Source organism: Hymenobacter jeollabukensis, assembly GCF_005771675.1.
In the GTDB taxonomy this organism is placed as follows: Bacteria; Bacteroidota; Bacteroidia; order Cytophagales; family Hymenobacteraceae; genus Solirubrum; species Solirubrum jeollabukense.
On the sequence record NZ_VAJM01000014.1, the window covers coordinates 1 to 24098 of the forward strand.

Here is a 24098-nt window from a genome sequence, read left to right on the forward strand (position 1 = left end):
GCCGTGGAGTATTTGTCCCATAGGGCCGTGCGGTAAGTAGCGTCAAAAGGTACACCACGACACCCTGGGACTATACAGCTAGTCCTGCACCGGGCCGGTACTGGCTTCGGGGCTGCGGCCGATGGGCGAGCCCACGGAACTCTTCAGGGTTTCTTCGGTAATGTCGAGCGGCTCGCCGCGCTGCTTTTTGTCGCGCTCCAGCGCGTCCACCAGCGCATCGTCGATGCGGTTGCTCATGCCGCTGCTGCTCTGGCTGCCGGGCTCGTTGGCGCGGTTGATTTCGGCGTCGGGCCGGGGTTGGTCGGCGGAATTCGGGTGCTCAGTCATGGCGGCAAAAGGGTTTGGGTGAGAGGACATGGAACTTGCCCCGCATACGCCAAAGGCGGGGGCATCGGTTGCGACGCCGCCCCGGCTTGCGCGGCAAACCGGGGCGGTAAAACCAGGTTGCGGTCAGCGAATTAGCTGGTGGCCGCCGCCTTATTCGTCGCTGGCGTCGGATTGCACACGGCTCTTGCCGTGCTTGTCGGTGGGCGCCGTGCCGGGTCCTTGGGCTTGGTCGCGGTTCAGGGCGGCGGTGCTGCTGTCCTCGGCTTCGTGGCGCTGGCTCGGAATGCCCGACACCCCGCTGTGCACCGAGCGGTTGCCCTCGATGGAGCCGACGTGCTGGGCTTTGTCCGACGATTGATTGCTTTGCTGCTGGCCCTGGTTCTGCGACGCCTTTGGGTCGTTTTGGCTGCGCTGATTCGACATGAGTGAGAAGGTGTTTTGGGTGAGAAAAAGGCGCCACACGGGAAAACTTCACCAGGCGCCCATCGGCTGAGTGTACGCCCTGGCTGAAAGCGGGGTTGATGCAGGCTAGTAATTTTCCAGCCGCCGCTCTGGCTGTAGTGACCTGACAATCAACCAATGTCCCTGGCGGCTGCTCCCTTGCCGCAGCTCGGCTTCGCAGCCGATTTCACGCCCATTCGTAGACCTAAAAAAGCCCCATCCAGCGGCGGATGGGGCTTTGGGGGGTCAGGGTTCGGCGAGAGGCCAGCTACCCGCGGGGCACCCGGGCAGGACGCACCTGGGGCTGGCGAGTCTTGATTTTCGGCGGGGCAGACTTTGGCACGCTCATTTTTTGGGCCAACCCGAACACAAAGCTGTAGTCGGAGGCCAGGGTTTTGCCGGTGCTGGACTTGGCCAGGCTGTTGCCGTACTGGTGGCAAGACATGCACCCCTGCTGCAGCGCGTAGGTTTCGGACGCCAAGTTGCCCAGCACCGTCGGCTTGATGCCGCCCGTTGGCAGGGGCGTAGGGCGCGGGGCGGCCCCCGTAGGGTCGCTGGCCGGCGACGAGGGCCACTGGGTGCTCACCAGCCGGTAGTACTGAAACACCGACGCGGGATTGGCCGCCTTGATTTTTTGCTGGTAGCTCTGGTTGACGGCGGCCACTGCGTTGTCATCCGGAATGCCCGTCTTGCAGCGCAGGGCTTGCACGGGCGTCGTCAGCGAGTCCACGCCGGGCTGGGGACTCTGGTTGGCCAAGCAACCCTTGGGGTTGTTGACCCCGCACTGGTTGGGGCAGTTTTTATTGAAGAGCAGGTAATTGGTTTGCGGGTCTACGGGCTGGCCTTCCGTCGGGGCCAGGTCCACGTGCTCGAAGGTGGCCCAGGTAAACTGCGGGAAGTTAGGCGTCTTGCGAATGATGTGCAGCCCCACCAGCCCCAGGTAGGCCGGCTGGTAGTCGCCAAAAGTGGTTTTGCTGGCCGTCACCACCACTTGCTGCGGAATCAGGCCCTTGACGATTTTGTAACGCCCTTGGTACTGGGCCAGCTGCGCCGTCGGAATAACCCGCCAGGCGGCTTTCACTTCCACCGCGCCCGAAGGCCCGTACTGGTTGGTGCCGTCGGGCAGCCAGATGCCCTGCTTCTGCGCGAAGGCCACCTGCGCGTCGGCATCGTAGAGCTTGTTGGTGGTGATGTACTTGAACTCGTCCTCGTTCAGGCGCACCTCGTACCAGATCAGATTTCCGAGCTGGTCGGTCAGCCAGTTGCCCTGCGCCTGGATGATTTCTTCCTGGGCCTTGTCCGCGGCCGAAAGATTAGCCGACCGCAGCAAGCCGGCCCGGCTGCCCGGCTGCAGGCGTTTATCTACCTTGGAAATCATGCTGAAGCGCTTGGTCACGTTCTGGCTGGCCAGTTTTTGCAGGCCGGCTTGCCAGGGCCCGGGGGGCGTGCTGGCAAATACCTCGCTCACGTCCTTGTAAGTACCCCACACGCCCGGGCCGAAGTCGCCCGGCGTGCCGAACGAGCTGAACTGCTGCGTGGTATCGGGGCGCCCCGGATACGATGAGGCCGCCCAGTTCAGGGCAATAAACTCCTGCCAGGCAAAGGCATCGACGGAGCCCTGGTTGGCGACGAAATTATCCGATGGCAGCTGGTAAGGGGACGGTGCGGCACTGACTGGCGCGCTGGCTTGGGCGGGTGCGGCGGGCCGCATCTGGCTGGCAACCAGGGCGGCCACGCCCGCAAAAGCGCCCCCGATGAGATAAGGAGTAATTTTCATGGCGGTAAAGCGGTGGCTGAAGCCCGGGTTTAGAAGCGGCTAAGACGGTGTTGGGCTCGGGCGGCTACGGGCGCAGCGGCCGGGGCCGGCACAATCTGCAGGTAGCCGGGCGCGGGCACGCCCTGCTGCCCGGAGGCGCCGAGCAACAGCGCCCGTTCGCCCACCGCCGCATCGGGGGCCACGCTGATGGTGAGCGTGAACAGCTGCGCCGCGTCGTCGAAGGCGGTAACCGTAGCGGTGACCCCGTCGCCAAACGAGAGGGTGGTTTGCGCATCGACGTTGCTGGCCGCCAGGGACACGTTGGTGCGCGTCTGGCCCTGGGCCAGGGTCAGAATCTGGGGCGTGAGGTTGGCAAAGCGGTCCAGCTGATTGGCCAGGCTAGCCTGGTACACGCCCATGTCCATGAGGAACGAGGGCACCGGCAGCGTCGCGGCTGCCGGGGCGTCCTGCACGCACTGCAGGTTTTGAACCGGTGCGGTGGCGGGCAACCCGATGGCCGCCAGTTGCACCTGCAGAAACTCGACCAACTGCGCCCCGTATCGCACCGGCCCGGTGTAAGCCTCCCCGTAAGCGCTGGTGTACTGCATCGTCAGGTCACTGACGGTAAAGCCCCAATCCTCGGGAATGGCGAAGACCAAGTGCAGCGCCGCGTTGTTAGGGTAGCCGGCGTACTGCGCCGTGCCGCGCGTCACCGTCCAGCAGTCCATCAGGGTTTTGCCGGCGGGCAGCGCCTTTGGGGCGCTGAATGCGGCCGTAAAAGTCCCGGCGTCGGGCAACTGCAGGTACAGCCCGACCGGGTCGAGCAGCGTAACCTGGTTGGGCTGGCCGCCACCATTGAACACCACTTGGTTGACGCTCTGGCCGATGTGCGGGTCGCTGTTGCGGTTGGGCTGCCCGTACTGCGCGCAGCAGATCAGCTTATCGGCCACGGTAATGTGAGAAGCGCCGTTGTAGCGCTGAATGGTGGCGGCGCCGGCCAGGTAGATTTCGGCGCCCAGCGAGTTGGGCGGGCTCGTCAGGTGCATGGCCCCGCCCTGCGAGCCGGCGCCTTGGTCGTAGGCGGCCTTGGTGCCGCTGTTCCACTTGTTGATGGGGTTGTAGGCCGGGCGCTGGGTTTGCGGGTCGATAACCGGCTGCCCGGCGGCGTCGCGCAGGTACAGGTCGGCGGCCTGCACTTCTTTGGTGCCCAGCGTCTGCTGGTACAGCGTCACGACCAGGTCGGGGCTCACGTTCCAGAGCAGAAACCAGTATTCGGGGTTTTCGCAGGTGAACATCACCGAGGTAATGTTGCCGGCGGCATTGCGCGTGACGGCCCACTCGCAGTACTCGTCTTGCCACCCGCGCGGCCCGTAGGGCTTGAACGCCACGTAGGTCGGCGTGGCGGAGCAGGGGTTCTGCGGGCATTGCAGGCCCGCGACGCCCTCATCGGCAAACTTCCAGCGGTCCGTCAGCCCGTACTGCGCCTGCAGATAAGCATTCAGGCGGTTGGGGAAGGCGTTCCACTGCACTGGGGCCGGCGCCAGCGCCGCCTCGTCGATGTCCATGCCCAGGGGATTGAAGTACAAGGCGCGGGGCGAGTCGTTGACGGCCGTCCAGGGGTTGCCGAGCTGGGACGTTTCGACGGAACGGTTGACGAAAGCGCTCCAGCTTTGCTCAAACGCCGCGCGCAGCTCTGGTTGCTGCTGAAAGTCGCGGACGGCTTGGCCGGCTGGGGTAGAGAACTGCGTAAAAACGGGCATAAGTGGTAAAGGCTGGGGTGAACACCACAAAGCAACCCGAACCAGGCGCTTGCCCTGCGGGTAGATGTACCCGTTTTCGGGGCACCGCTGCGCCCGTAGAAATACTCACTTACCGTCGAGCTACCGCCGGACCAGAGGGGCATTTTGCCACCGGAAAGCCGTTTTTTTTGCTAGTTACCTGGCCGATCAAGGCCGCCGCCGGTTACTATTTCGTACACGCTGTTCAGCCGCTTTCCCGCACTGTATGCCCGAGCTTACCCTCTCCCCGCCCCTGGCCGCCCGCGCCACTTTCGCCGCCCGCTACACCGCCGTGCGGGCCCAGACCGCGGCCCTCTGCCGCCCCCTGCTGCCCGAGGATACCGTGGTGCAGCCCGTCATCGACGTGAGCCCGCCCAAGTGGCACCTGGCGCACACCACCTGGTTTTTCGAAACCTTCCTGCTGCAGGAGCACCTGCCCGGCTACGAGCGGTTTCACCCCCAGTACGCCTACCTGTTCAACTCCTACTACAACTCCCTCGGCTCGCGCGTGAACCGGGCCGACCGCGGCACCATCTCGCGCCCGGCCCTTGCCGACGTGTACCGCTACCGCGCCTACGTCGACGAGCACATGCAGCGCCTGCTGACGGACGGCGACGAAGCCCGCTTCGCCGAAGTGCTGGAGCTGGGGCTGCAGCACGAGCAGCAGCACCAGGAGCTGCTGGTCACCGACATCAAGTACATCCTGAGTACCAACCCGTTGGCGCCGTCTTATTTCGGACCGGAGCACGCGGCCCCGGCTCCGCAGCCTGCCCTGCCCGCCGCTAGCTGGCTGCCCGTGCCCGGCGGTGTGGGCCGCATCGGCTTTCAGCCCGAAGCCGGCGACGCACCGGGTTTCTGCTTCGACAACGAGCTGGACGCGCACCCGGTGTACGTGGCCCCGTTTGAGCTGCAGAACCGCCTGGTGACCAACGCCGAGTACCTGGCCTTCGTGGAGGCCGGCGGCTACCAGGATTTCCGCTACTGGCTGGGGGAAGGCTGGGACCGGGTGCAGACCGAGGGCTGGCAGGCCCCGCTGTACTGGGTGCGCCCCGAGGCGGCGGGCGGGGCGTGGCAGCGCTTCACCCACCACGGCCTGCAGCCCCTGGACCCGGCCGCGCCCGTCACCCACATCAGCTTCTACGAGGCCGACGCCTACGCCCACTGGGCCGGCGCCCGCCTGCCCACCGAGCCCGAATGGGAGCTGGCGGCCCGGCACTTCGGGGCCGATGCGGCCGGCGGCAACTTCGTGGAAAGCCAGCGCTACGACCCCAGGCCGCTGCCCGCCGACGCCGACCCGGCCCGCTGCCACCAGCTGCTCGGCGACTGTTGGGAGTGGACGTACTCGGCCTACCACCCCTACCCCGGCTACCGCAAGGCCGCCGGCGCCCTGGGCGAGTACAACGGCAAGTTCATGATCAACCAGCTGGTGCTGCGCGGCGGCTCCTGCGCCACGCCCGAAAGCCACATTCGCCTGAGCTACCGCAACTTCTTCCACGCCGACAAGCGCTGGCAGTACACCGGCATCCGCCTGGCGCGGTAAGCGCGTTTTTCGTTTTTTGTTGTTCGTTTTTCGGCGCTGGCCTCTCTCACTGGCGCCGGCATTCTTTTCCTGCCTTATGGCCCTTTCCCTCCCCGACCAAACCACTACCTCGCAGCCCGCATTTCCGTCCGAATCCAACGAATCGGAACCGAACAACGAACAACGAAAAACCAACAACGAAGAACTAGCGGCGCACGTTTTGGCGGGCCTCACGCGGCAGCCGCGCGCCCTCTCGTCGATGTACTTCTACGACGCGGTGGGCAGCGAGCTGTTTCAGCAGATCATGGCCCTGCCGGAGTACTACCCCACCCGCACCGAATTCGGCCTGCTCACCCGGCACCGCGCCGCCATGGCAGCGGCCCTGACCTCCGCCGACGGGCAGCCCCTGCACCTGCTGGAGCTGGGCGCCGGCGACGGGCTCAAAACCAAAATCCTGCTGCGCGAGCTGCTGGCCGCCGGCACCGATTTCACCTACGCCCCCGTCGATATTTCGCCCACGGCGGTGGAAGGCCTGGCCGAAAGCCTGCGCACCGAGCTGCCGACGCTGCGCGTGCAGCCGCTGGTGGCCGAGTACACCGCCGCGCTGGCTGGTCTGCGCGGGCAGCCGGGGCGCAAGGCCGTGCTCTTCCTTGGCTCCAACATCGGCAACTTCCCGCCCGAGGCCCGGCAGCAGTTCCTCGCCGCCCTGGCTGCCCAGCTCGGGCCCGACGACCGGCTGCTGTTCGGCTTCGACCTGCGCAAGGACCCGCGCCAGATCCGGGCGGCCTACGACGACGCGCAGGGCGTGACGGCAGCCTTCAACCTGAACCTGCTCACCCGCCTCAACCGCGAGCTGCAGGCCGATTTCGACCTCGCGGCCTGGGAGCATTTCGCCGATTACGACCCGCTGACCGGGGCCATGCGCTCCTTCCTGGTCAGCCGCCGGGCCCAGCAGGTGCGCATCGGCGCCCTCGGCCGCAGCTTCGACTTCGCGGCCTGGGAAGCCATTCACACCGAAAACTCCTACAAGTTCACCCTGCCGCAGATCGAGCAACTGGCCGCCGCCGCCGGGCTGCGGGTGCTCACCGCTTTCCAGGATGAGCAGCAGTGGTTTGCCGACGTGATGCTGGCGCCGGTGCCCTAAACGCACGGGCGCCGGCCGCGTAGCGGATACGCGGCCGGCGCCCGTAGCGGGCCGACCTGACTTGCGGCCAGCGGCTCGCCTCTAATACCGCCCGACGGTGGAGGAAATCGTGTTGTAATACTGGCACAGCAGAGCGTAACCGGCCGTGGTCAGGTCGCCCGAGCCGGGTACCACGTACTTCAGAGTCCCGTCCGTATTCTGCTCGGTCCACAGCTGGCTGATGCTCGTCAGATAGCCGCTTATCTGGTTGAATTTACGGGTATCGGCGTTTATCACGACCTCATAATAGTTGTCCAGTACCACCGCCTTGCCGCCGCCCCGGCCTACCAGCGAGGGATAGAAGGAAAAGGTGTCGGACGTGTGTTGCAGGGTCCGCACGTCGAAGGTGAACGAGGTGGCCTGCAGAAAAGCGACATCTGTCCGGCTCAGTCCGCCGCCTACTTGGTCGAGCACCGCGGTGGCCTTCAGGGTTCCATCGATAAAAAAGGTATTCACCCGCAGCGTGGCCGTAAACGGCTTGGCGTCATAGGTCCCGGTCACACGGGCTTCAATCCCGCGGTCCTTGCTCACGCCGTCCTGAACTGAGCTGATGCTCTGCTCCGGCAGCACTGTTGCCTTGTCACACCCGGTGGCAAAAAACAAACTCCCAATGACCAGCATGATGTACGGTATTTTTTTCATGACTGCGAGGGATTTAGTGGTTGAATCGCCAGTTCAAATTCCACTTTTTTATTAATAAAATTAAATAAAATGAACATGTATTTTATCAGATCTGCAATCAAAATTGATTATTTATATATTTGATAATCAATAATTTAACCTCAAAAATAACCTTGAGCACAAATTAATCGAAGGCAATATTCTCTGCATTATCCAACTCCTTATTCCGACAATAATTATCTCATCCTGAAATCCTTACAGTAATCTGCTCAACTCGTTCAACAACTTCGATTGTTCTAGTAACTGATGGCATCCTGCTCCGCTGCTATCAACCAGCCCGGGTACAATGATTATACTTTGAATTTCAGCTGTTTATCTCAATAGCAGACCTGCGAGAACAGCCGTGCCGGCTTGGCGCCGCTTCGGGGCACCCGGGGTAGTTCCGCTACCTTTGCGCCCCTTTACTGCTCCGCTTATGGCCCTGGCCGACCTCCGCCCGCATTTCCGTCCTACCATCCTGCTGGCTTACCCGGTGGTGCTCAGCCAGCTTGGCCACGTGATGGTCAACGTGGTGGACAGCGTGGTGGTGGGCCACACCGGCACCGTGCCGCTGGCGGCCGTGTCGCTGGGCGTGAGCGTGGTGACGGTGCTGATGGTGCTGGGCCTGGGCCTCTCGATGGGCATCACCCCGCTGGTGGCCGCCGCCGATGGGCAGCGCGACGTGCCGCGCATCGGGCAGTTGCTGGTGGGCGGGGTGCTGCAGTGCGCCGCCGCTGGCCTGCTGCTGACGGCCGCGGGCTGGGCGCTGGTGCCCCTACTGCGCTACCTGAATCAGCCGCCGGCCGTGGTGGCCCTGGCCGCGCCCTGGATTCGGGTGATGCTGCTCTCGCTGATTCCGCTGATGGTGTTTCAGGGCTTCCGGCAGTTTGCCGAGGGGCTGGGCCTCACCCGGCAGGCCATGCAGCTCTCCATTCTGGCCAACGTGGTCAACGCCGTGCTCTGCTACGCCCTGGTCTACGGCAAGCTGGGCGCCCCGCACCTGGGCATGATGGGCGCCGCCTGGGCCACGCTCACGGCCCGCGCGCTGATGGCCCTGCTGATGGCCACCTACGTGCTGCGCGCCCCGCGCCTGCAGCCCTACCGCGACGCCATCGGCCGCTGGCGCCTCGATGCGCCCACCCAGCGCCGCCTGCTCGACCTGGGCCTGCCCATCGGCGCGCAGATGGTGTTCGAGGTCGGGGCCTTCAGCGTGTCGGCCATCATGGCCGGCTGGCTGGGGGCCACCGTGCAGGCCGCCCACCAGATTGCCATCAACGTGGCCTCCGTCACCTACATGGCGGCCAGCGGCATCAGCACGGCCGCCACCATCCGGGTGGGTCGGCAGCGCGGCCTCGGCGACGCGGCGGGTGCCCGGCGGGCGGGCTTCGCAGCCTACGTGCTCACCTTCGGCTTCATGGCCAGCATGGGCCTGCTGCTGGTGCTCGGCCGGCATTTCATCCCGCAGCTCTACAACACCGACCCGGCCGTAGTGGCCCAGGCGGCCACGCTGCTGCTCATCGCGGCCCTTTTCCAGGTATCCGACGGCTTGCAGGTGGTGGGGCTCGGCGCTTTGCGCGGGCTCGAAGACGTAAAAATTCCGTCCTTGGTGGCGCTGCTGGCCTATTGGGTGCTGGCGCTGCCGCTGAGCTACGCGCTGGGTTTCGGCCTGGGCTGGGGCGCGGGCGGCGTCTGGCTGGGGCTGCTGGCGGGCCTGTCGGCCGTGGCGCTAGTGCTGCTGCGGCGGTTTGAGCGCGAAACCCACGGCCCGGGGCTGCCGGGGCCCGAGCAATTGAACGAAACCGCCGGGTAGCGGCGTTGAAGCGAGAGGCTACGTAGTTTTGCTTTTTCTGGTTGCGCTTTATGCTCGATTTTCTGCTCCTGCCCTTGTTTCTGCGCGTGTTGCCCGCGTCCGCTCCGGCGGCGCCCACCCCGCGCCCGGTCGCTGCCGTCGTTCGACAAACTCCCGCCCCCGCCAAGGAGCTGCTGACGTGGTCGGCCAGCCGGCCGCTGACCTGGGCCGACTTCAAGGGCCGCCCCAACACCGGCGACCCGCTGCACGCGCTGACCACGGCCAACATCGGGGCGCAGATCGGCTGCCAGGATTACGTGTTTTCGGCCACCGTGCAGGCCACCTTCACCCCCACTGAGTCGTGGGTGAAGTCGCCGCACACCGAGTCGGTGGCCCTGCTGCACCACGAGCAGGTGCACTTCGACCTGACCGAGGTGCACGCCCGGCAGCTGCGCCAGAAGCTCAAGACGCTCAAGTTCGACTGCGAGCATCTGCAGCCGGCCTTCAACAACGTGATGAAAGTGGCCATTGCCAACTGGCAGCGCGAGCAGCAGCGCTACGACGTGGACACCAACCACGGCCTGAACCTGATCAAGCAAAAAACCTGGGACGACCAGGTGCTGCAGCGCCTCGCCGCCCTGCAGGCCTACGCCGCCCCGGCACCCACCGCGGCCGGCACGGCTTCGTCGTCGGGGCAGTAAATTCGCCGGCAGCCGGAGAACCGCGCGTACCTTGCGCGCATGTCTGAATCTGCTGCCCTTATCACCTGGGCCGACTTTGAGCGCGTGGATATGCGCGTGGGCACCATCGTCGATGCCCAGCCCTTTCCCGAAGCCCGCAAGCCGGCCATCCGCCTCGTCATCGACCTGGGCCCCGAGCTGGGCCTGAAGAAATCCAGCGCCCAGGTTACGGCCCTCTACACCCCCGAAACCCTGCTGGGCCGCCAGGTTCTGTGCGTGGTCAATTTTCCGCCCCGCCAGATCGGGCCTATGCGCTCCGAAGTGCTGGTGACCGGCGCTGCCGACGCCGAAGGGCGCATCGTGCTGGCCACGTTTGCCAGCCCGCTGCCCAACGGCAGTCGGCTGATGTAAAGCCGGGCGCGCCCGCAGGCAGCGGAGCGCTACGACCCGGTTTTTCCGCTTCCTGCGGGAGGCGTCACCACTGTTTCACGGGCGTGCCGCCGTTTTGCCGGGCCTGAATGCTGTCGACCACGGTGGCGTAGATTTCCTCCAAGTCTTTGCCGTGCGTGGCGTAGTAGCGCATGTTTTCCCGGAAAGTAGCCTCATCGGTTTCGTGGCGCCAGTATACGGCTTTGGCCTGCTCCCGAAACAGCACCCGTGCCGAATCATGGGGCAGGCGCGACGCCTCCACGCGGGCTTCCGTTATGTGCATGTCCACCAGCAAGCTCACCATCTGCTCGCGGGGCAGCAGCTTGACGGGCGGCACTTGTTCTTCGGGCCGGTCGCATTGACTCAGCAGCACGGGCGCCAAGGCCAGCAGGGCGGTACGCAGCAGGTTCTTCACCCCGCAAAAATAGCACTTGCCGGCCGTACCGTTATTTTAGCCGCCCCGCCATGTCCACTCCCGCTCCCGACACCTCGCTGCAGGCCATTCTGCGCCGCCTGCGCCAGCTCGAAATCCGCATCCGCAAGGTGGTCGACGCCCAGCTGCAGGGCGACTTCCACTCCGTGTTCAAGGGCACCGGGCTGGAGTTCGACGACGTGCGCCAGTACCAGTACGGCGACGAAGTGCGGGCCATCGACTGGGCCGTGTCGGCCAAGGGCCACGGCACCTTCGTCAAGACCTATAAGGAGGAGCGGGAGCAGTCGGTGGTGCTGCTGCTCGACGTGAGCCGCTCCCAGCAGGTGGGCGCCGAAGGCCGCCGCAAGCTCGACGTGGCCCGCGAAATCTGCGGCATCCTGGCGTTGTCGGCCGCCCGGCAGGACGCCCAGCTCGGCGTGCTGGCGTTTTCTGATCAAAAGGAGCTGTTTCTGCCCGCCGGCAAGGGCATCCGCCACGCCTACGCCCTCATCAAGGCCATTTTCGGGCTGCAGCCCCAGAGCCCGGGCACCAACGTGGCCGCCGGCATCCGGCAGGCGCTGGGCTTGCTCAAGCGCCGCAGCCTGGTGCTGCTGCTCTCCGACTTCATCGATACCGATTACGAGCGGGAGCTGACCATGCTGGCCCGCAAGCACGACCTGATCGTGGTGCAGCTCTTGGACCGCCGCGAGCAGGAGTTTCCGCCCCTGGGCATCGTGCCGCTGCGCGACCAGGAAACCGGCCGCACCGTGTGGGTAAATACCTCCTCCAAGGCCTGGCGCGACCGGTACCGCGCCACCTACGAGCAGAACCGGGAGCAGATCGGCCAGATCTGCCGCCGCCACCGCACCTCCTTCCTCAGCATCGCCACCGACGTGGACTACCTGCCCCAGCTGGTGAGCTTGTTCCGCCTGCGCCAGCGCCGCGGCCCCACCCCCCAAGCCCCCGCCGCGTGAGCCAGTTGCCGCTTCGTTTGCGCTGGCTGGGGCTGCTGGCCGCGCTCTGGCTGAGCTGCCCGGCCCAGGCGGGCACCGAACAAGCCCCCGCGCCCGCCGTGCGGCCGAGCCCGGCCACGCCCGACTCGGTGCCGGTGGGCCGCTTCGTGACGCCCGCCGTGCGCGTGGGCGAGCTGGTGGAGTACGAGCTGACCTTCCGCCACGCGCCGGGCCTGAACGTCATCTTCCCCGATTCCACTGCCCCGTTCAAGCCCTTCGAGTACGTGCGCCGCCGCTACTGGCCCACCCGCACCCGCCAGGGCCTCAGCCTCGACCGCTGCCGCTACGTGCTGCGCACCTTCGCCCTCGATTCGGTGCAGCAGTTGCGCCTGCCCGTCACGGTGCTGCGCGGCCGCGACTCGGTGGTGGTCTACGGCACCACGGCCGCCGTGCGGCTGGTGCGCACCGCTCCCGCGCTTCCGGCCGAGGCCGAGCTGCCCCCGCTGCGCCAGGATACCGCCCTGCTGCCGCTGGAAGCCCGCTTCAACTACCCCTACTGGCTGGCCGCCGCCGCCGCCGTGCTCGTGCTGGCCGCGGTGGTCTGGTGGACGTTCGGGCGCAACCTGCGCCAGCGCTACCGCCGCTACCGCACCGCCCGCAACCACGTCTACTTCCTCGCCCAGTACGCCCGCCACCTCGAGCGTTTCCAGCTCAGCCGCTCCCTGGCCAACATGGAGCGCGCCATCACGCTCTGGAAAAATTACCTGGCCCGCCTCGAAGACAACTCCCTGAACACGCTTACCACCAAGGAAATCGTGGCCCTCTACGGCGGCGACGCCGACGTGGCCACCGCCCTGCGCCTGGCCGACCGCGTCATCTACGGCAACCAGCTGCCCGACGAAGCCGCCGAGCAAACCGACCACGCCCTCGACGCCCTGCGCCGCTTCGCCGACCGCCGCTACGCCCTGATGCGCACGGCCCGGTAACCCCAGTCGTTTTCCGGCATGTAGAGACGCGACCCATCGCGTCTCGTCGTTGCTGACGTTGTGCAAGGCCATTCAATAGGATCATTCAACGCAAACCACCTAACGCCAAGACGCGACGGGTCGCGTCTCTACATCCCCTTCCTTAATTAATCCAAAAACAACCATCTATTCCCCACCTCAAAACTGGCTTTATCCTACCCAAGCCTGGCCCGGCCAGTCTACAGCCCAGTCCTGCCCACCCAAAAAGCGCCCTGCCTCCTATAAAGCCATTCCCGCCTGCTTAAAAGCCTTTACCGGCGCAATCTAAAGGCTTTTTGCCCCTTTCGAAGCCCTTTCCGCCGCGCCCGAAATCATTCCTAGCGCGCCCGAAACGGCTCCTAAACCGCCCGAAATCGTTCCTATCTCGCCCGAAACGGTTCCTAAACGCTACCCGATTCGTTCATTTCCGCCGCTTGTAACCAGCAGCGGCGGCGCGGCCCATCCAAGCTGCCATGATGTTGCCGTACCTTTCAGGCCGCATGAATCAATTCTGGCAGCAGTTCCTGGCTCCGCTCGTCGATGGGCTCCGCTACAGCACCCTGGCGGGCTACACCTGGGCCCACCCGCGGCTGCTGTTGCTGCTGCCGGCCGTGGTGCTGCTGTTTCTGCTGCGCGAGGGCCTGGCCCAGCGCCGCCGCGCCAAGCTGGGCGTGGCCTTCGTGCGCGGGCAGGCCCGCACCCACTGGAGCGCCCTGCTGCGCTTCGTGCCCGACGTGGTGCTGGCCCTGAGCCTGATGATGGGCGTGCTGGCCCTGGCCCGCCCCCAGCGCACCGACGAGCGGGTGGAGCAATCGGGCCGCGGCATCGACATCGTGCTGGCCGTCGACGTGTCGGCCTCCATGGAGCTGCAGGATTTGCAGCCCAACCGCCTCGAAGCCGCCAAGCGCGTGGCCCAGGCCTTCGTACAGGGCCGCCGCGGCGACCGAATCGGCCTCGTGGCCTTCGCTGGCGACGCCTATTCCGTGCTGCCCCTCACCACCGACTACGAGCTGCTGCAGGAGGAGCTGAAGAACCTTCGCCTGGGCCTGATTCCGACCGACGGCACGGCCATCGGCACGGCGCTGGGCGTGGCCACTAACCGCCTGCGCACCGCCCCCGGCCGCTCCCGCGTGTGCATCCTGCTCTCCGACGGCGAAAACACCGCCGGCGCCCTCGACCCGCTCACCGCCGCCCAGCTGGCCCACAGCTTTGGCCTGAAGCTCTACACCATCGGCCTGGGCCGCGACGGGCGCGTGCCCTACGGCAAAGACGAGCTGGGCCGCCCCCGCTACGTGGAAACCCGCCTCGACGAGACGACCATGCGCCAGATTGCCAGCGCCGGCGAAGGCCAGTTCTTCCGCGCCACCGACAACTCGGCCCTGCGCGGCATATTCGCCCGCATCAACCGCCTGGAGCAGTCCGAAATCAAGCTGACGCGCTACCGCAACACCCACGACTACTACCGCTACTACCTCTACTGGTGCCTCGGCCTCTGGCTGCTCTGGCTGGCCCTGAAAAACACCTTCCTGACGAATGCCCTGGAAGACTGACCACGGATTCGACGGATTGTTCGGATTGCACGGATTTCGGGGACGATTCGGCGCCCGGCAGTGCCGCAACTCCGGGTTGAAGCGTGGATGATATTATCGGGGAACCGTCGTTGCGCCTCCGGCAGTACCGCAACTTCGGGTTGAAGTCCCAGTAATTTCAGGCCTCTTTTGAGCCCGCGCCGTAGTTTTGCCGATGCGCTGTCCCGGGCAACCCGAGCCGTCGGCGTTTTCCTTAATCGTCCCCGAAATCCGTGCAATCCGAACAATCCGTCGAATCCGTGGTCCGCAACTTCCAGCAGGAGCTGAGCGGCACCAACTGCCGGCTGGTGGCCGTATCGAAAACCCACCCCGTGGAGCTGATTCAGCAGGCCTACGACGCGGGGCAACGCCTGTTCGGCGAAAACCGCGTGCAGGAGCTGACCGCCAAGCAGCCCGCGCTGCCGGCCGACATCGAGTGGCACCTCATCGGGCACCTGCAAACCAACAAGGTGAAGTTCGTGGCGCCCTTCGTGCACACCATTCAGAGCATCGACAGCCTGAAGCTGCTGCTGGAAATCGAGCGGCAGGCGGCCCGGGCCGGGCGCGTCATCCAGGGCCTGCTGCAGTTCCACATTGCCGACGAGGAAACCAAGTTCGGCCTTTCCCTGCCCGAAGCCGAGGCTCTGCTGCAAGAAGCCCTGCCGCAGCTGCAGCACGTGCGCCTGGCCGGCGTGATGGGCATTGCCACCAACACCGACGACGAGTCGCAGCTGCGGCAGGAGTTTCGGACGCTGCGCGGCTACTTCGAGCAACTGAAAGCTAGCTACTTCGCCGACGACACCGGCTTCCGCGAAATTTCCATGGGCATGAGCAGCGACTACCGCCTGGCCATCGAGGAAGGCAGCACGCTCATCCGCGTGGGCAGCGCCATCTTCGGGCACCGCGCCTACCCCACTCCGACGGCCTGACGCGAGTTTTAGCCCGCAGAGGACGCTGAGGGTTGCGCAGAAGGCGCTGAGCCGTTCACCGGTCAATTCACCATTTCACCATCTCACCAGTTCACCGCACATGACCGCCCGACTCATTTTGCTGGCCGCCAGCCTGTTTGGCACCCTGGGCGTAGCCCTCGGCGCTTTCGGCGCCCACGGCTACAAGCGCTACCTCGAAGCCGCCATGAGCGCGGCCGACGCCGCCACCCGCCTGGGTACCTACGAAACGGCCGTGCGCTACCAGTTTTACCACGCCCTGGCCCTGCTGGCCGTGGCGGTATTGCGGCTGCTACGCCCCGAGCTGCCTTGGCTGGGCACGGTGGCCTGGCTGTTCGTGGGCGGCATCGTGCTCTTCAGCGGCTCGCTCTACCTGCTCAGCTTCACCGGTATCCGCTGGTTCGGGCCCATCACGCCCATCGGCGGGGTGCTTTTCCTGGCCGGCTGGGTGCTGCTATTCGTGGCCGCCCTGCGCCTGCCGTAACGGGCGTCCTGCCCTGCTTAGACCACAAAAAAACCGGCCCGGTCAGCAAGTGCTGGCCGGGCCGGTTTGCGTTTATCAGCGCCGAAGCGGCCGCTTAGGACTTCTTGCCTTTGGCCTTCACTTTCACGTCGCTGTCCTTGGCTTTCACCTTAACGTCGGCAGCGGCTTCGGAGGCAGCGGGGGCCGCGGCCGGATCGAGCACTTCGCCCACCAGCGACACCATGGCGTTGCCGCCGGTAGCGTTCGATTCGATGGTCAGCACTTTGTTCTGCATGCCCATTTTACCGGCCGAGTTGAATTTGGCGGTAATGGTACCCGATTTGCCGGGGGCAATGGGCTCCTTGCTCCAGTCCGGGGTGGTGCAGCCGCAGCTCACGCCGATGTTGGAAATAATCAGCGGGGCGGTGCCGGTATTCTTGAACTTGAACACGTGCTCGACGATGTCGCCCTGCTTGATTTTGCCGAAGTCAAACTTCGATTCGGCGAAGCTGAAGGCGGGGCCCTCTACCTTTTGTTTGGCGTTGGCGGGCTGCACCGACGAGGTTTGGGCCTGAGCGGCGAAACCGGCCAGCGTGAGCGACAGCGCCAGTACAAGTGCTTTTTTCATGATTGCGGATGAAGTGTGAGAGGTGGTTAGCAAATTTAAGCGTTTCGCGCCGCCGGCCAAGAATCGGGCCAAGTGCATGAAGACTAAGTGAACCAAGCTACCAAATTCGCACGAGTTTTTTGGTGCGGGCCTTGGGGCCGTAGCGGCGCGGGTCAGGGCAGTTCTCGTAGGCCTGCCGGTCCTGCCGGGAAAGCGGCAGGGGCGTAACCGCCGCGGGCGCGGGCTGGTTTCGCAGCACCGAGGGCTGCGTGGCCCGCGACGGCGCCATGGGCACACCCAGGCGGTGCGGGCGCATGGGCAGCGTCTGGGCCCATGAGGCCGCCGGAAGTGCCAGCAGCAGGCTCAGCAGCAAAAGGCGCGGCAGGGGCATCAAGCGAGTGAGGATGTCGGGTAGTTTCAGTGCCTCAACAGCGCGGTCAGCAGAATCATTCCGCCTCGCCGTCGACCAATTTGGCGTTGAAATTCAGCAGAAAGAGCTTTTCGGAGGCGCGGGTGACGGCCGTGTAGAGCCAGCGGGTGAATTCGGCGTTGATCATGTCTTCCTTCAGGAAGCCGTGGTCGACGAATACCGCCGGCCACTGGCCGCCCTGGGCTTTGTGGCAGGTCAGGGCGTAGGCGAATTTCACCTGGAGGGCGTTCAGGTAGGGGTCGGCGCGCAGGGCGGCCATCTTCTCGCGCTTGGTGGTCAGGTGCTCGTAATCGGCCGCCACGGCGTTGTAGAGGGCTTTGTTGCGGTCGGCGGGGAAGGCGGGACTTTCGGTGTGCAGGGTGTCGAGCAGCAGGCGGGCCTCCAGCTCCGGCTCGTCGGGGTAGTCGACGAGGCGCAGGCGGGCGTCGGCGAAGCGGCAGCCGAACTCCTCGATGCGGCGCACGATTTTGGTGACTTCCACGAAGTCTCCGTTGGCCAGAAAGCCCGCTTCCGACTCGGCGGGCAGCCAGGTGTAGTTGTTGCGCACCACCATCAGGTAGTCGCCGGCCTCGATTTCGTCCTCAGCGTCGAACAGGGTGCGCCGGATCATCTGGTTGTACTGGTTGGCGTTCTTGTTGGAGCGGCAGATGATGGTGGTGTTTTCGTGGCCGAAGTGCTTGTAGGCCCAGCGCAGGCCGTCTTCGAGCTTGTCGCCGCCCATCTTATAGAGGTCGGGGTAGCCCTTGGTCACGAAGTTGATGTGCGGGGTGGCGTCGGGCGAGCCGGGCGTGGCGTCCTGGGCATGGCGCAGCTCTTCGCGCAGCTGGGTGGCGTTCATCAGGATGCCCGAGGCCTCGGCCTGGCGCATCACCTGGCGCAGCTCGGCGTCCTGCACATAGCAGCGGTATGAGGAGGCCAGCACGCCGGCATCCAGCGCCGGGCTCAGGCTCTGGCCCACCGGCGGCAGCTGGGCCGTGTCGCCGATGAGCAGCAGACGGTTGGTGGTTTTCTCGAACACGTAGCCGAGCAAATCATCGAGCAGAGCGCTTTCGCCGAAGGACTTCTCGTTGGAAATCATCGAAGCCTCGTCGACGATGAAGAGGGTTTCGCCCGAGCGGTTGGGCTGGCGGGTGAAGGCCATGCTGTCGGAGCCGCCCGACTTGCGGTAGATGCGCTTGTGGATGGTGCTGGCGGGCACGCCCGCGTACTGGGCCATGACTTTGGCGGCGCGGCCGGTGGGGGCCATCAGCACGTACTTGCGGCCCATCTTGTCGAGCCACTTCACCAGGGCGCTGACCACGGTGGTTTTGCCGGTGCCGGCGTAGCCGCGCAGCAGAAACACCTTGCGCCCGGGCAGCTGGTCTTTCAGAAAGCCGTCGAGCTGCCCGAAGAGGCTGGACTGGTCTTCGGTGGGGTCGAAGGGGAAGTAGTGGCGGACGGAGGGTATGCGGGTGGTTATCATTCGGGGCGCTGAGCTCAGCTCTTGAAACAGCAAATTAGGCAGTCGGATTCGGTGCGGGGTAAACATATTTCGCCCAGAGCCGGAAACCCTGCCGCAGCACGCGGCGCAGGGTGGTGCGCCCTTTCTCCAAGGTTGGCCTGCCGGGTCTGCGCAGGTGAGACATGCCGGAAGGCAAGCTTGCCGGCGGTGCGCGGCACTGCCGGCAACAATACCGGTGGGGCTGAGGCCGGCTGTCAGCGGCAAAGGTACCCCGGTCAGCCGGCAAGTTGAGTGGCAGCGGCCCGGGCAGCGTTCTGAATCTGCTAAGCGAAGCCGCTGCATCTTTGCAGCCCCGCCGCCGGGTTCCGGGAACCCTTGTCCTACCCGCAGTCAGCGGACTTTTCTTGCTTTGCTATCAATCATGAACGACTTCATCACGCGAACGACCTTGCGGGGCACGTTGGCGAGCCTGCTGCTGCTGCCCGCCGGGGCCGCCTGGGCCCAGCAGACGCGCCAGGAAGTGCTGCTGACCACCGACTGGAAATTCACCAAGGGCGACGTGCCCGCCGCGGCGCAGCCCGCCTTCAAGGACGCCAAGTGGCAGACGGTGCAGGTGCCCCACGACTGGGCCATCTACGGCCCGTTCAGCCCGCAAAACGACCTGCAGACGGTCAAAATCGAGCAGAACAACGAGAAGGAGGCCAAAACCAAGGCCGGGCGCACCGGCGGGCTGCCCTTCATCGGCACGGGCTGGTACCGGCGCAAATTGGCGGTGCCCGGTTTCGCTACCGGCAAGCGGGCGGTGCTGCTCTTCGACGGGGCCATGAGCGACGCGCACGTGTTCGTGAACGGCCGGGAAATGGGCGCTTGGCCCTACGGCTACAACTCCTTCGCCGTCGACATCACCGACGCGGTGCGGCCCGGCGGCCAGGATAACGTGCTGGCCGTGCGCCTGCAGAATTTGCCGGAACAGTCGCGCTGGTACCCCGGCGCCGGGCTGTACCGCAACGTGCACCTGCTCATCACCAACGACGTGCACATCCCGGTGTGGGGCACGTACCTGACCACGCCCACCGTCACCGCCGACTACGCTAAGGTGAAGCTGCGCACCAAGGTCGAGACGCCGGGCAACGCGTTCCAGGCCCTGCGCCTCGACACCGACATCCGCGACGCGGCGGGCAAGGTGGTGGCCACCGTCAGCACCCCGCTCACGGCCACCGACGGGCTGGAGTTCGAGCAGAACCTGGTGGTGCCCCGGCCGCAGCTTTGGTCGCCCGAAACGCCCACGCTCTACTCGGCCACCTCGAAATTGTATGCTGGGGACGTGCTCAAGGACGAGTATCAGACCAGCTTCGGCATCCGCAGCATCGGTGTGGAGGCGGGCCGGGGCTTCGTGCTGAACGGGCAGCCGCGCAAGTTCCGGGGCGTGTGCAACCACCACGACCTGGGCCCGCTGGGCGCGGCCGTGAATACCGCCGCCCTGCGCCGACAGCTGGTGCTGCTCAAGGATCTGGGCTGCGACGCCATCCGGACCACCCACAACATGCCCGCCCCCGAGCTGGTGCAGCTATGCGACGAAATGGGCTTTATGCTCATGGTGGAGCCCTTCGACGAGTGGAAAACGCCCAAGGTCAAGAACGGCTACAGCCGGCTGTTTGATGAATGGGCCGAGAAGGACATCGTCAGCATGGTGCGCCACTACCGCAACAACCCCTCGGTGGTGATGTGGAGCATCGGCAATGAGGTGCCCGACCAGTGGGCGCCGGGCGGCTCGAAGCTGGCCAAGCGCCTGCAGGATATCGTGCACCGCGAAGACCCGACCCGCCCCGTGACGGCCGGCATGGACCAGTTCGACGCGGCGGTGAACAACGGCTTCGCGGCCCTGCTCGACGTGCCGGGCTTCAACTACAAGCCCCACCGCTACCCCGAAGCCTACACCAAGCTGCCGCAGGGAATGATCCTGGGCACCGAAACGGCCTCGACGGTGAGTAGCCGCGGGGTGTATAAATTCCCGGTGGAAAAGGCCAAGGACAAGCGCTACCCCGACAACCAGTCCTCATCGTACGATCTGGAGGCCAGCAACTGGTCGCAGACGCCGGACGAGGAATTCGCTGCCCAGGACGACCTGCCCTATACCCTCGGCGAGTTCGTGTGGACCGGCTTCGACTACCTCGGGGAGCCGTGGCCCTACGACGAAAGCTGGCCCTCGCACAGCTCCTACTTCGGCATTCTGGACTTGGCCGGGCTGCCCAAAGACCGCTTTTACCTCTACCGTGCCCGCTGGAACCCCGCCCAGCCCACCCTGCACCTGCTGCCGCACTGGACCTGGCCCGGCCGCGAAGGCCAGACCACGCCCGTGTTTGCCTACACGAATTACCCATCGGCCGAGCTGTTCGTCAACGGCGTGAGCCAGGGCCGGCAGACCAAGGGGACATCCGACCAGCCCCAGACGCGCTACCGCCTGATGTGGAACGACGTGAAGTACCAGCCCGGCAGCCTCAAGGTGGTGGCGTATGACGCGGCCGGCAAGGCCGTGGCCGAGGAGGAAGTACGCACCGCCGGTCAGCCCCACCACCTCAAGCTGGTGGCCGACCGCACCAAACTCGCGGCCGACGGGCAGGACCTGGCTTTCGTGACCGTGCGGGTGGAAGACGCGCAGGGCAACCTCTGCCCCGATGCCACCCCCGAGTTGCAGTTCCAGGTGAAGGGGGCGGGCCGCTTCCGGGCCGCGGCCAACGGCGACCCGACCAACCTGGAGCCGTTTCACCAACCGCGCATGCACGCCTTCCACGGGCAGCTGGTGGCCGTGGTGCAGGCCCACGACAAGGCCGGCAATGTGCAGCTGCAGGTAAGCAGCAAGGGCCTGCCGGGGGCCACGCTCCAGCTGCAAACGCAATAAAAACGAACCCTAACCCACTAGCCGAACCGGCACCGTTCCGCTTGCGCGGGGCGGTGCCGGTTTGTTTAGGCTACAGCTGATTGCCGCAGGCACCCATTCCCCGCGGCATCGGTGGCGGCGGTTATTTGGCGCTGGGCTCCACCACGGCCATCGTGGCCGAGGCTTTGGCAATCAGCAGGCCCTCGGCCGGGTTCGGGCCGCCGAAGGCCCGCACCTCCGCCTCGCAGAAGTGCAGGCGGCGGCCGGCTTTCAGCACCCAGCCGGTAGCCACGAGCTTGTCGCCCAGGCCGGGGTGCAGGTAGCTCACCCGCAGGTCGGCCGTGACCATGCCGTGGTCGTCGGGCAGCAGGGTGGTGCCGGCGAAACCGGCGGCCAGGTCGCAGAGGGTGGCTACGAGGCCGCCGTGGGCGAAGCCGCGCTGCTGCTGGTGCTGCTGGCCCAGGTCGAGGGTGGCCTCCACGCGGCCGGGCTCGATGCGCGTCAGGTCGGCGCCGATGAGGTGCATGAAGTGCTGGCGCTCCAGCTTGCGGCGGATGCGCGTGGTGAGGTCGGGGGCGGTTTCGAGAACTTCGGACATGGGCCGCAAAGGTAGCGTGCCGCCGGTGCTGCGCGGGGCAGGAGCCGCCGGAGGTTGGGCGTAGGTCAGGAAGTGTTTTGCTTTACTCGGGAGGTGTTTTGACGAAGTCGGGGGGTATTTCGGCTTGCTCGGGAGGTGTTTTCGGTTAGTCAGGAGGTGTTTTCGATTGGTCGGGGAGTGTTTCGACGTGCCCGGAAGGTGTTGCAGCGCGGCGGGGTGGCCGGGGTGCCGTTGTTGGTCGGATCGTGTAGCTTGGTAGCAGGTTCTACTACTCTTGCCGATGACTCCCACAGACTACCTCCTTTCCGGCGCCTTGGGGCTGGCGCTGGCCGCGTGCAGCGGCTTTCGGGTGTTTGTGCCGCTGCTGGCGGCCAGCATTGCCTACCGCACCGGCTACCTGGCCCCGTCGCCCGGCTTTGCGTGGCTGGGCAGCTGGGCAGCGCTGGGGGTGCTGGGCGTGGCTACGGTGGTCGAAATGCTCGGCTACTACTTCCCGGTGGTCGACAACTTTCTCGACACGCTCACCACGCCCGCGTCGTTTATTGCCGGCACCCTGCTGATGACCTCGGCCCTGCCCGAGCTGAACCCGGTGCTGCGCTGGGGCCTGGGCGTGCTGGTGGGCGGGGGCGCGGCGGGCGTGGTGCAGTCGGGCACGGCGCTGCTGCGGGCAGGCAGCACGGCGGCCACCGGCGGACTGGCCAACCCGCTCTTCGCCACCCTCGAAAACGTGCTGGCCGTGGTAGGTGCGGTGCTGGGCCTGCTGCTGCCGCTGCTGATGGCGGGGCTGGCCGTCGGGCTTATCGGGTTCGTGCTGAGCCGGCTGCGGCGCTGGCGGGCGCGGCGGCGCCAGACCGCGGCCGGACTTTCGGGCGGGCCGGCGCGGCCAAATCGGGCGTAGCGGCGTACACTTGCACCTTCGACCCTTCCCCTCCTACCCCACGCCTATGCCCACTTCTTCGGCCCCCGATTCCCTGCTGCACGCCTACGCCGAGCGCGCCCGGGTGCGCGTCTGCGGCCTGCTCGTGCACCAGGGCGCGCTGCTGCTCACCGCCCACCGCGGCCTGCTGCCCGACGAGCAGCCGTTCTGGTCGCCGCCCGGCGGGGGCTGGCACTTCGGCGAGACGCTGCGCGAGGGTGTGGCCCGGGAGTTTCGGGAAGAAACCGCGCTGGCAGTGAAAGTAGGGCGGTTTCTGCACCTGCACGAGTACCACGGCAACGCGCTTCAGGCCGTGGAGCTGTTCTTCGAAGTCACCGCCCTTGACGCCACGGCCCTGCCCCGCCTCGGCCACGACCCGGAGCACGCCCCCGACCGACAGCTGCTCACCGAGGTGGCCTGGCGCACGCCCCAGGAGCTGGTGCGCCTGCCGCCGCAGCAGGTACACCCCATCCTGCGCGACCTGATCAGCCCCGACGACGCCTATATTCCGCAGCTGCGCCTGCGCTGAGCGGGCGGGGCGGATGGCGGGCAAACAAAACCCCGCCGCCCCGACAGAAGCGGGGCGGCGGGGCGGCAGGCGTAGCGGGCCGGTCTCAGAACGGTACCTTCCGGACGTGCTGACCTTCGAGGTCGGTGGTTTCCCAGGTGGCGGTGCGAAAGACTTCGGTGGTGGTAGCGCTAGCCAGCGCATCAAAGCGGGTCATCAGCAGCCGCTGCCCATCGGGCGTGGGGCACACAAAATTGAAGAACCGACTGCCGCCTGGGCACAGGGCCCGCACAAGCCGGGTCTGCTGGGTAGCTTCATCGATGATGAGCACACCACGGCCATCAGACCACACGATTTCCCGCCCGTTGGGCAACCAGTGCATAGCAGCTTGATAACTATACTGGGACAGGGGCGTGAGTTGGGTCAGGATGCTACGGTCCAGGTCGTAGGTACTCAGCGCGGGCTGATCGACCGGTAGATTCAGTCTGCTCACCAGCGCCAGCCGCCGGCCGTCGAGCGACCAAGCCATGGGGCCGACGGCGCGTACCTGCGCGTCGGGAATAAGGCGTACCACCGTGCCGTCGGCCCGGCAGATGACGACTCCACTCAGCGCGGGGTTATCGGCCACTCGCTGGTAGGCAATCAATTGTCCGTCCGGGCTCCACGTCGGCGACGTATTGACGTAACGGCTGGTGAGTCGGCTCAGGCTGTCGCCGGTGCTTTTGATTTTGTACAGCTGCCCGTCTGGCCGGGTCGTCAGCACCCAGCCCGTCCGGCTCCAGTCGGGCGTGTTTGAGCTGGATCTAAGCAC

Annotated in this window: 24 protein-coding genes; 13 read left to right on the plus strand and 11 right to left on the minus strand. The window is 65.9% G+C overall.

Annotation, left to right across the window (positions count from 1 at the left end):
• Positions 1–78: 78 nt before the first annotated feature.
• The 4 genes from FDY95_RS21020 to FDY95_RS21035 form a co-directional block, all read right to left on the minus strand.
• A complete protein-coding gene (locus FDY95_RS21020; RefSeq protein WP_138080679.1) occupies positions 79–327 on the minus strand; it encodes a hypothetical protein in 249 nt (82 codons plus the stop codon).
• 150 nt (positions 328–477) lie between these two features.
• Complete coding sequence (locus tag FDY95_RS21025; RefSeq protein ID WP_171025777.1) at positions 478–750, minus strand: hypothetical protein; 273 nt, start codon at positions 748–750, stop codon at positions 478–480.
• A 286-nt stretch (positions 751–1036) separates the two neighbouring features.
• Positions 1037–2545 (minus strand): hypothetical protein, encoded by a 1509-nt coding sequence (locus FDY95_RS21030; protein ID WP_138080683.1) that lies wholly within the window; start codon positions 2543–2545, stop codon positions 1037–1039.
• Positions 2546–2574: 29 nt separating this feature from the next.
• Positions 2575–4284 (minus strand): hypothetical protein, encoded by a 1710-nt coding sequence (locus tag FDY95_RS21035; RefSeq protein WP_138080685.1) that lies wholly within the window; start codon positions 4282–4284, stop codon positions 2575–2577.
• Positions 4285–4528: 244 nt separating this feature from the next.
• Here FDY95_RS21035 and egtB point away from each other — a divergent pair, with 244 nt between their 5' ends.
• The gene (egtB, locus tag FDY95_RS21040; RefSeq protein WP_138080687.1) at positions 4529–5842 is read left to right on the plus strand and encodes an ergothioneine biosynthesis protein EgtB; all 1314 of its coding nucleotides are present in this window, start codon (positions 4529–4531) and stop codon (positions 5840–5842) included.
• Between the two features lie 76 nt (positions 5843–5918).
• Complete coding sequence (gene egtD, locus FDY95_RS21045) at positions 5919–6965, plus strand: L-histidine N(alpha)-methyltransferase (RefSeq protein WP_138080689.1); 1047 nt, start codon at positions 5919–5921, stop codon at positions 6963–6965.
• Positions 6966–7046: 81 nt separating this feature from the next.
• Here the strand turns inward: egtD and FDY95_RS21050 are convergent, their stop codons facing one another.
• Complete coding sequence (locus FDY95_RS21050; RefSeq protein WP_138080690.1) at positions 7047–7646, minus strand: hypothetical protein; 600 nt, start codon at positions 7644–7646, stop codon at positions 7047–7049.
• A gap of 454 nt (positions 7647–8100) precedes the next feature.
• Here FDY95_RS21050 and FDY95_RS21055 point away from each other — a divergent pair, with 454 nt between their 5' ends.
• The 3 genes from FDY95_RS21055 to FDY95_RS21065 are packed head-to-tail and all read left to right on the plus strand — an operon-like array spanning position 8101 to position 10544.
• Positions 8101–9474, plus strand: a complete 1374-nt coding sequence (locus FDY95_RS21055) for an MATE family efflux transporter (RefSeq protein ID WP_138080692.1) — start codon at positions 8101–8103, stop codon at positions 9472–9474.
• Positions 9475–9524: 50 nt separating this feature from the next.
• The gene (locus FDY95_RS21060) at positions 9525–10154 is read left to right on the plus strand and encodes a DUF922 domain-containing protein (protein WP_138080694.1); all 630 of its coding nucleotides are present in this window, start codon (positions 9525–9527) and stop codon (positions 10152–10154) included.
• A 39-nt stretch (positions 10155–10193) separates the two neighbouring features.
• Entirely contained in the window at positions 10194–10544 is a 351-nt protein-coding gene (locus FDY95_RS21065; RefSeq protein WP_138080696.1) for a tRNA-binding protein, read from the plus strand.
• 64 nt (positions 10545–10608) lie between these two features.
• Here the strand turns inward: FDY95_RS21065 and FDY95_RS21070 are convergent, their stop codons facing one another.
• Complete coding sequence (locus FDY95_RS21070; protein ID WP_138080698.1) at positions 10609–10977, minus strand: DUF4296 domain-containing protein; 369 nt, start codon at positions 10975–10977, stop codon at positions 10609–10611.
• 50 nt (positions 10978–11027) lie between these two features.
• Between FDY95_RS21070 and FDY95_RS21075 the strand changes: the two genes are divergently transcribed.
• The 5 genes from FDY95_RS21075 to FDY95_RS21095 all read left to right on the plus strand — a co-directional run bounded on the left by FDY95_RS21075 (position 11028) and on the right by FDY95_RS21095 (position 15930).
• Positions 11028–11948 (plus strand): DUF58 domain-containing protein, encoded by a 921-nt coding sequence (locus FDY95_RS21075; RefSeq protein WP_138080700.1) that lies wholly within the window; start codon positions 11028–11030, stop codon positions 11946–11948.
• Positions 11945–12913, plus strand: a complete 969-nt coding sequence (locus FDY95_RS21080; protein ID WP_138080702.1) for a hypothetical protein — start codon at positions 11945–11947, stop codon at positions 12911–12913. The genes FDY95_RS21075 and FDY95_RS21080 overlap by 4 nt, the downstream gene beginning before the upstream one ends.
• A gap of 518 nt (positions 12914–13431) precedes the next feature.
• Positions 13432–14481: a VWA domain-containing protein gene (locus FDY95_RS21085; protein WP_171025778.1), complete on the plus strand. Its 1050-nt coding sequence runs from the start codon at positions 13432–13434 to the stop codon at positions 14479–14481.
• 251 nt (positions 14482–14732) lie between these two features.
• The gene (locus tag FDY95_RS21090) at positions 14733–15428 is read left to right on the plus strand and encodes a YggS family pyridoxal phosphate-dependent enzyme (RefSeq protein WP_138080704.1); all 696 of its coding nucleotides are present in this window, start codon (positions 14733–14735) and stop codon (positions 15426–15428) included.
• A gap of 100 nt (positions 15429–15528) precedes the next feature.
• Entirely contained in the window at positions 15529–15930 is a 402-nt protein-coding gene (locus FDY95_RS21095; protein ID WP_138080706.1) for a DUF423 domain-containing protein, read from the plus strand.
• A 94-nt stretch (positions 15931–16024) separates the two neighbouring features.
• Here the strand turns inward: FDY95_RS21095 and FDY95_RS21100 are convergent, their stop codons facing one another.
• The 3 genes from FDY95_RS21100 to FDY95_RS21110 form a co-directional block, all read right to left on the minus strand.
• On the minus strand, positions 16025–16537 hold the full coding sequence (locus FDY95_RS21100; protein ID WP_138080708.1) for a DUF1573 domain-containing protein: 513 nt from the start codon (positions 16535–16537) through the stop codon (positions 16025–16027).
• Between the two features lie 97 nt (positions 16538–16634).
• A complete protein-coding gene (locus FDY95_RS21105) occupies positions 16635–16907 on the minus strand; it encodes a hypothetical protein (RefSeq protein ID WP_138080710.1) in 273 nt (90 codons plus the stop codon).
• Between the two features lie 55 nt (positions 16908–16962).
• On the minus strand, positions 16963–18408 hold the full coding sequence (locus tag FDY95_RS21110; RefSeq protein WP_138080712.1) for an ATP-dependent DNA helicase: 1446 nt from the start codon (positions 18406–18408) through the stop codon (positions 16963–16965).
• Between the two features lie 400 nt (positions 18409–18808).
• On the opposite strand from FDY95_RS21110, the gene galB reads away from it, so the two are divergent.
• Positions 18809–21286 carry a beta-galactosidase GalB gene (gene galB, locus FDY95_RS21115; protein WP_138080714.1) on the plus strand — a complete coding sequence of 826 codons (2478 nt, stop codon included), beginning with the start codon at positions 18809–18811 and terminating at the stop codon, positions 21284–21286.
• 121 nt (positions 21287–21407) lie between these two features.
• Here the strand turns inward: galB and FDY95_RS21120 are convergent, their stop codons facing one another.
• A complete protein-coding gene (locus FDY95_RS21120) occupies positions 21408–21863 on the minus strand; it encodes a PaaI family thioesterase (protein ID WP_138080716.1) in 456 nt (151 codons plus the stop codon).
• Between the two features lie 280 nt (positions 21864–22143).
• Between FDY95_RS21120 and FDY95_RS21125 the strand changes: the two genes are divergently transcribed.
• On the plus strand, positions 22144–22761 hold the full coding sequence (locus tag FDY95_RS21125) for a DUF4126 domain-containing protein (RefSeq protein WP_138080718.1): 618 nt from the start codon (positions 22144–22146) through the stop codon (positions 22759–22761).
• A gap of 46 nt (positions 22762–22807) precedes the next feature.
• Complete coding sequence (locus FDY95_RS21130) at positions 22808–23308, plus strand: NUDIX domain-containing protein (protein WP_138080720.1); 501 nt, start codon at positions 22808–22810, stop codon at positions 23306–23308.
• 85 nt (positions 23309–23393) lie between these two features.
• Here the strand turns inward: FDY95_RS21130 and FDY95_RS21135 are convergent, their stop codons facing one another.
• Positions 23394–24098 (minus strand): TolB family protein, encoded by a 705-nt coding sequence (locus FDY95_RS21135; RefSeq protein WP_171025779.1) that lies wholly within the window; start codon positions 24096–24098, stop codon positions 23394–23396.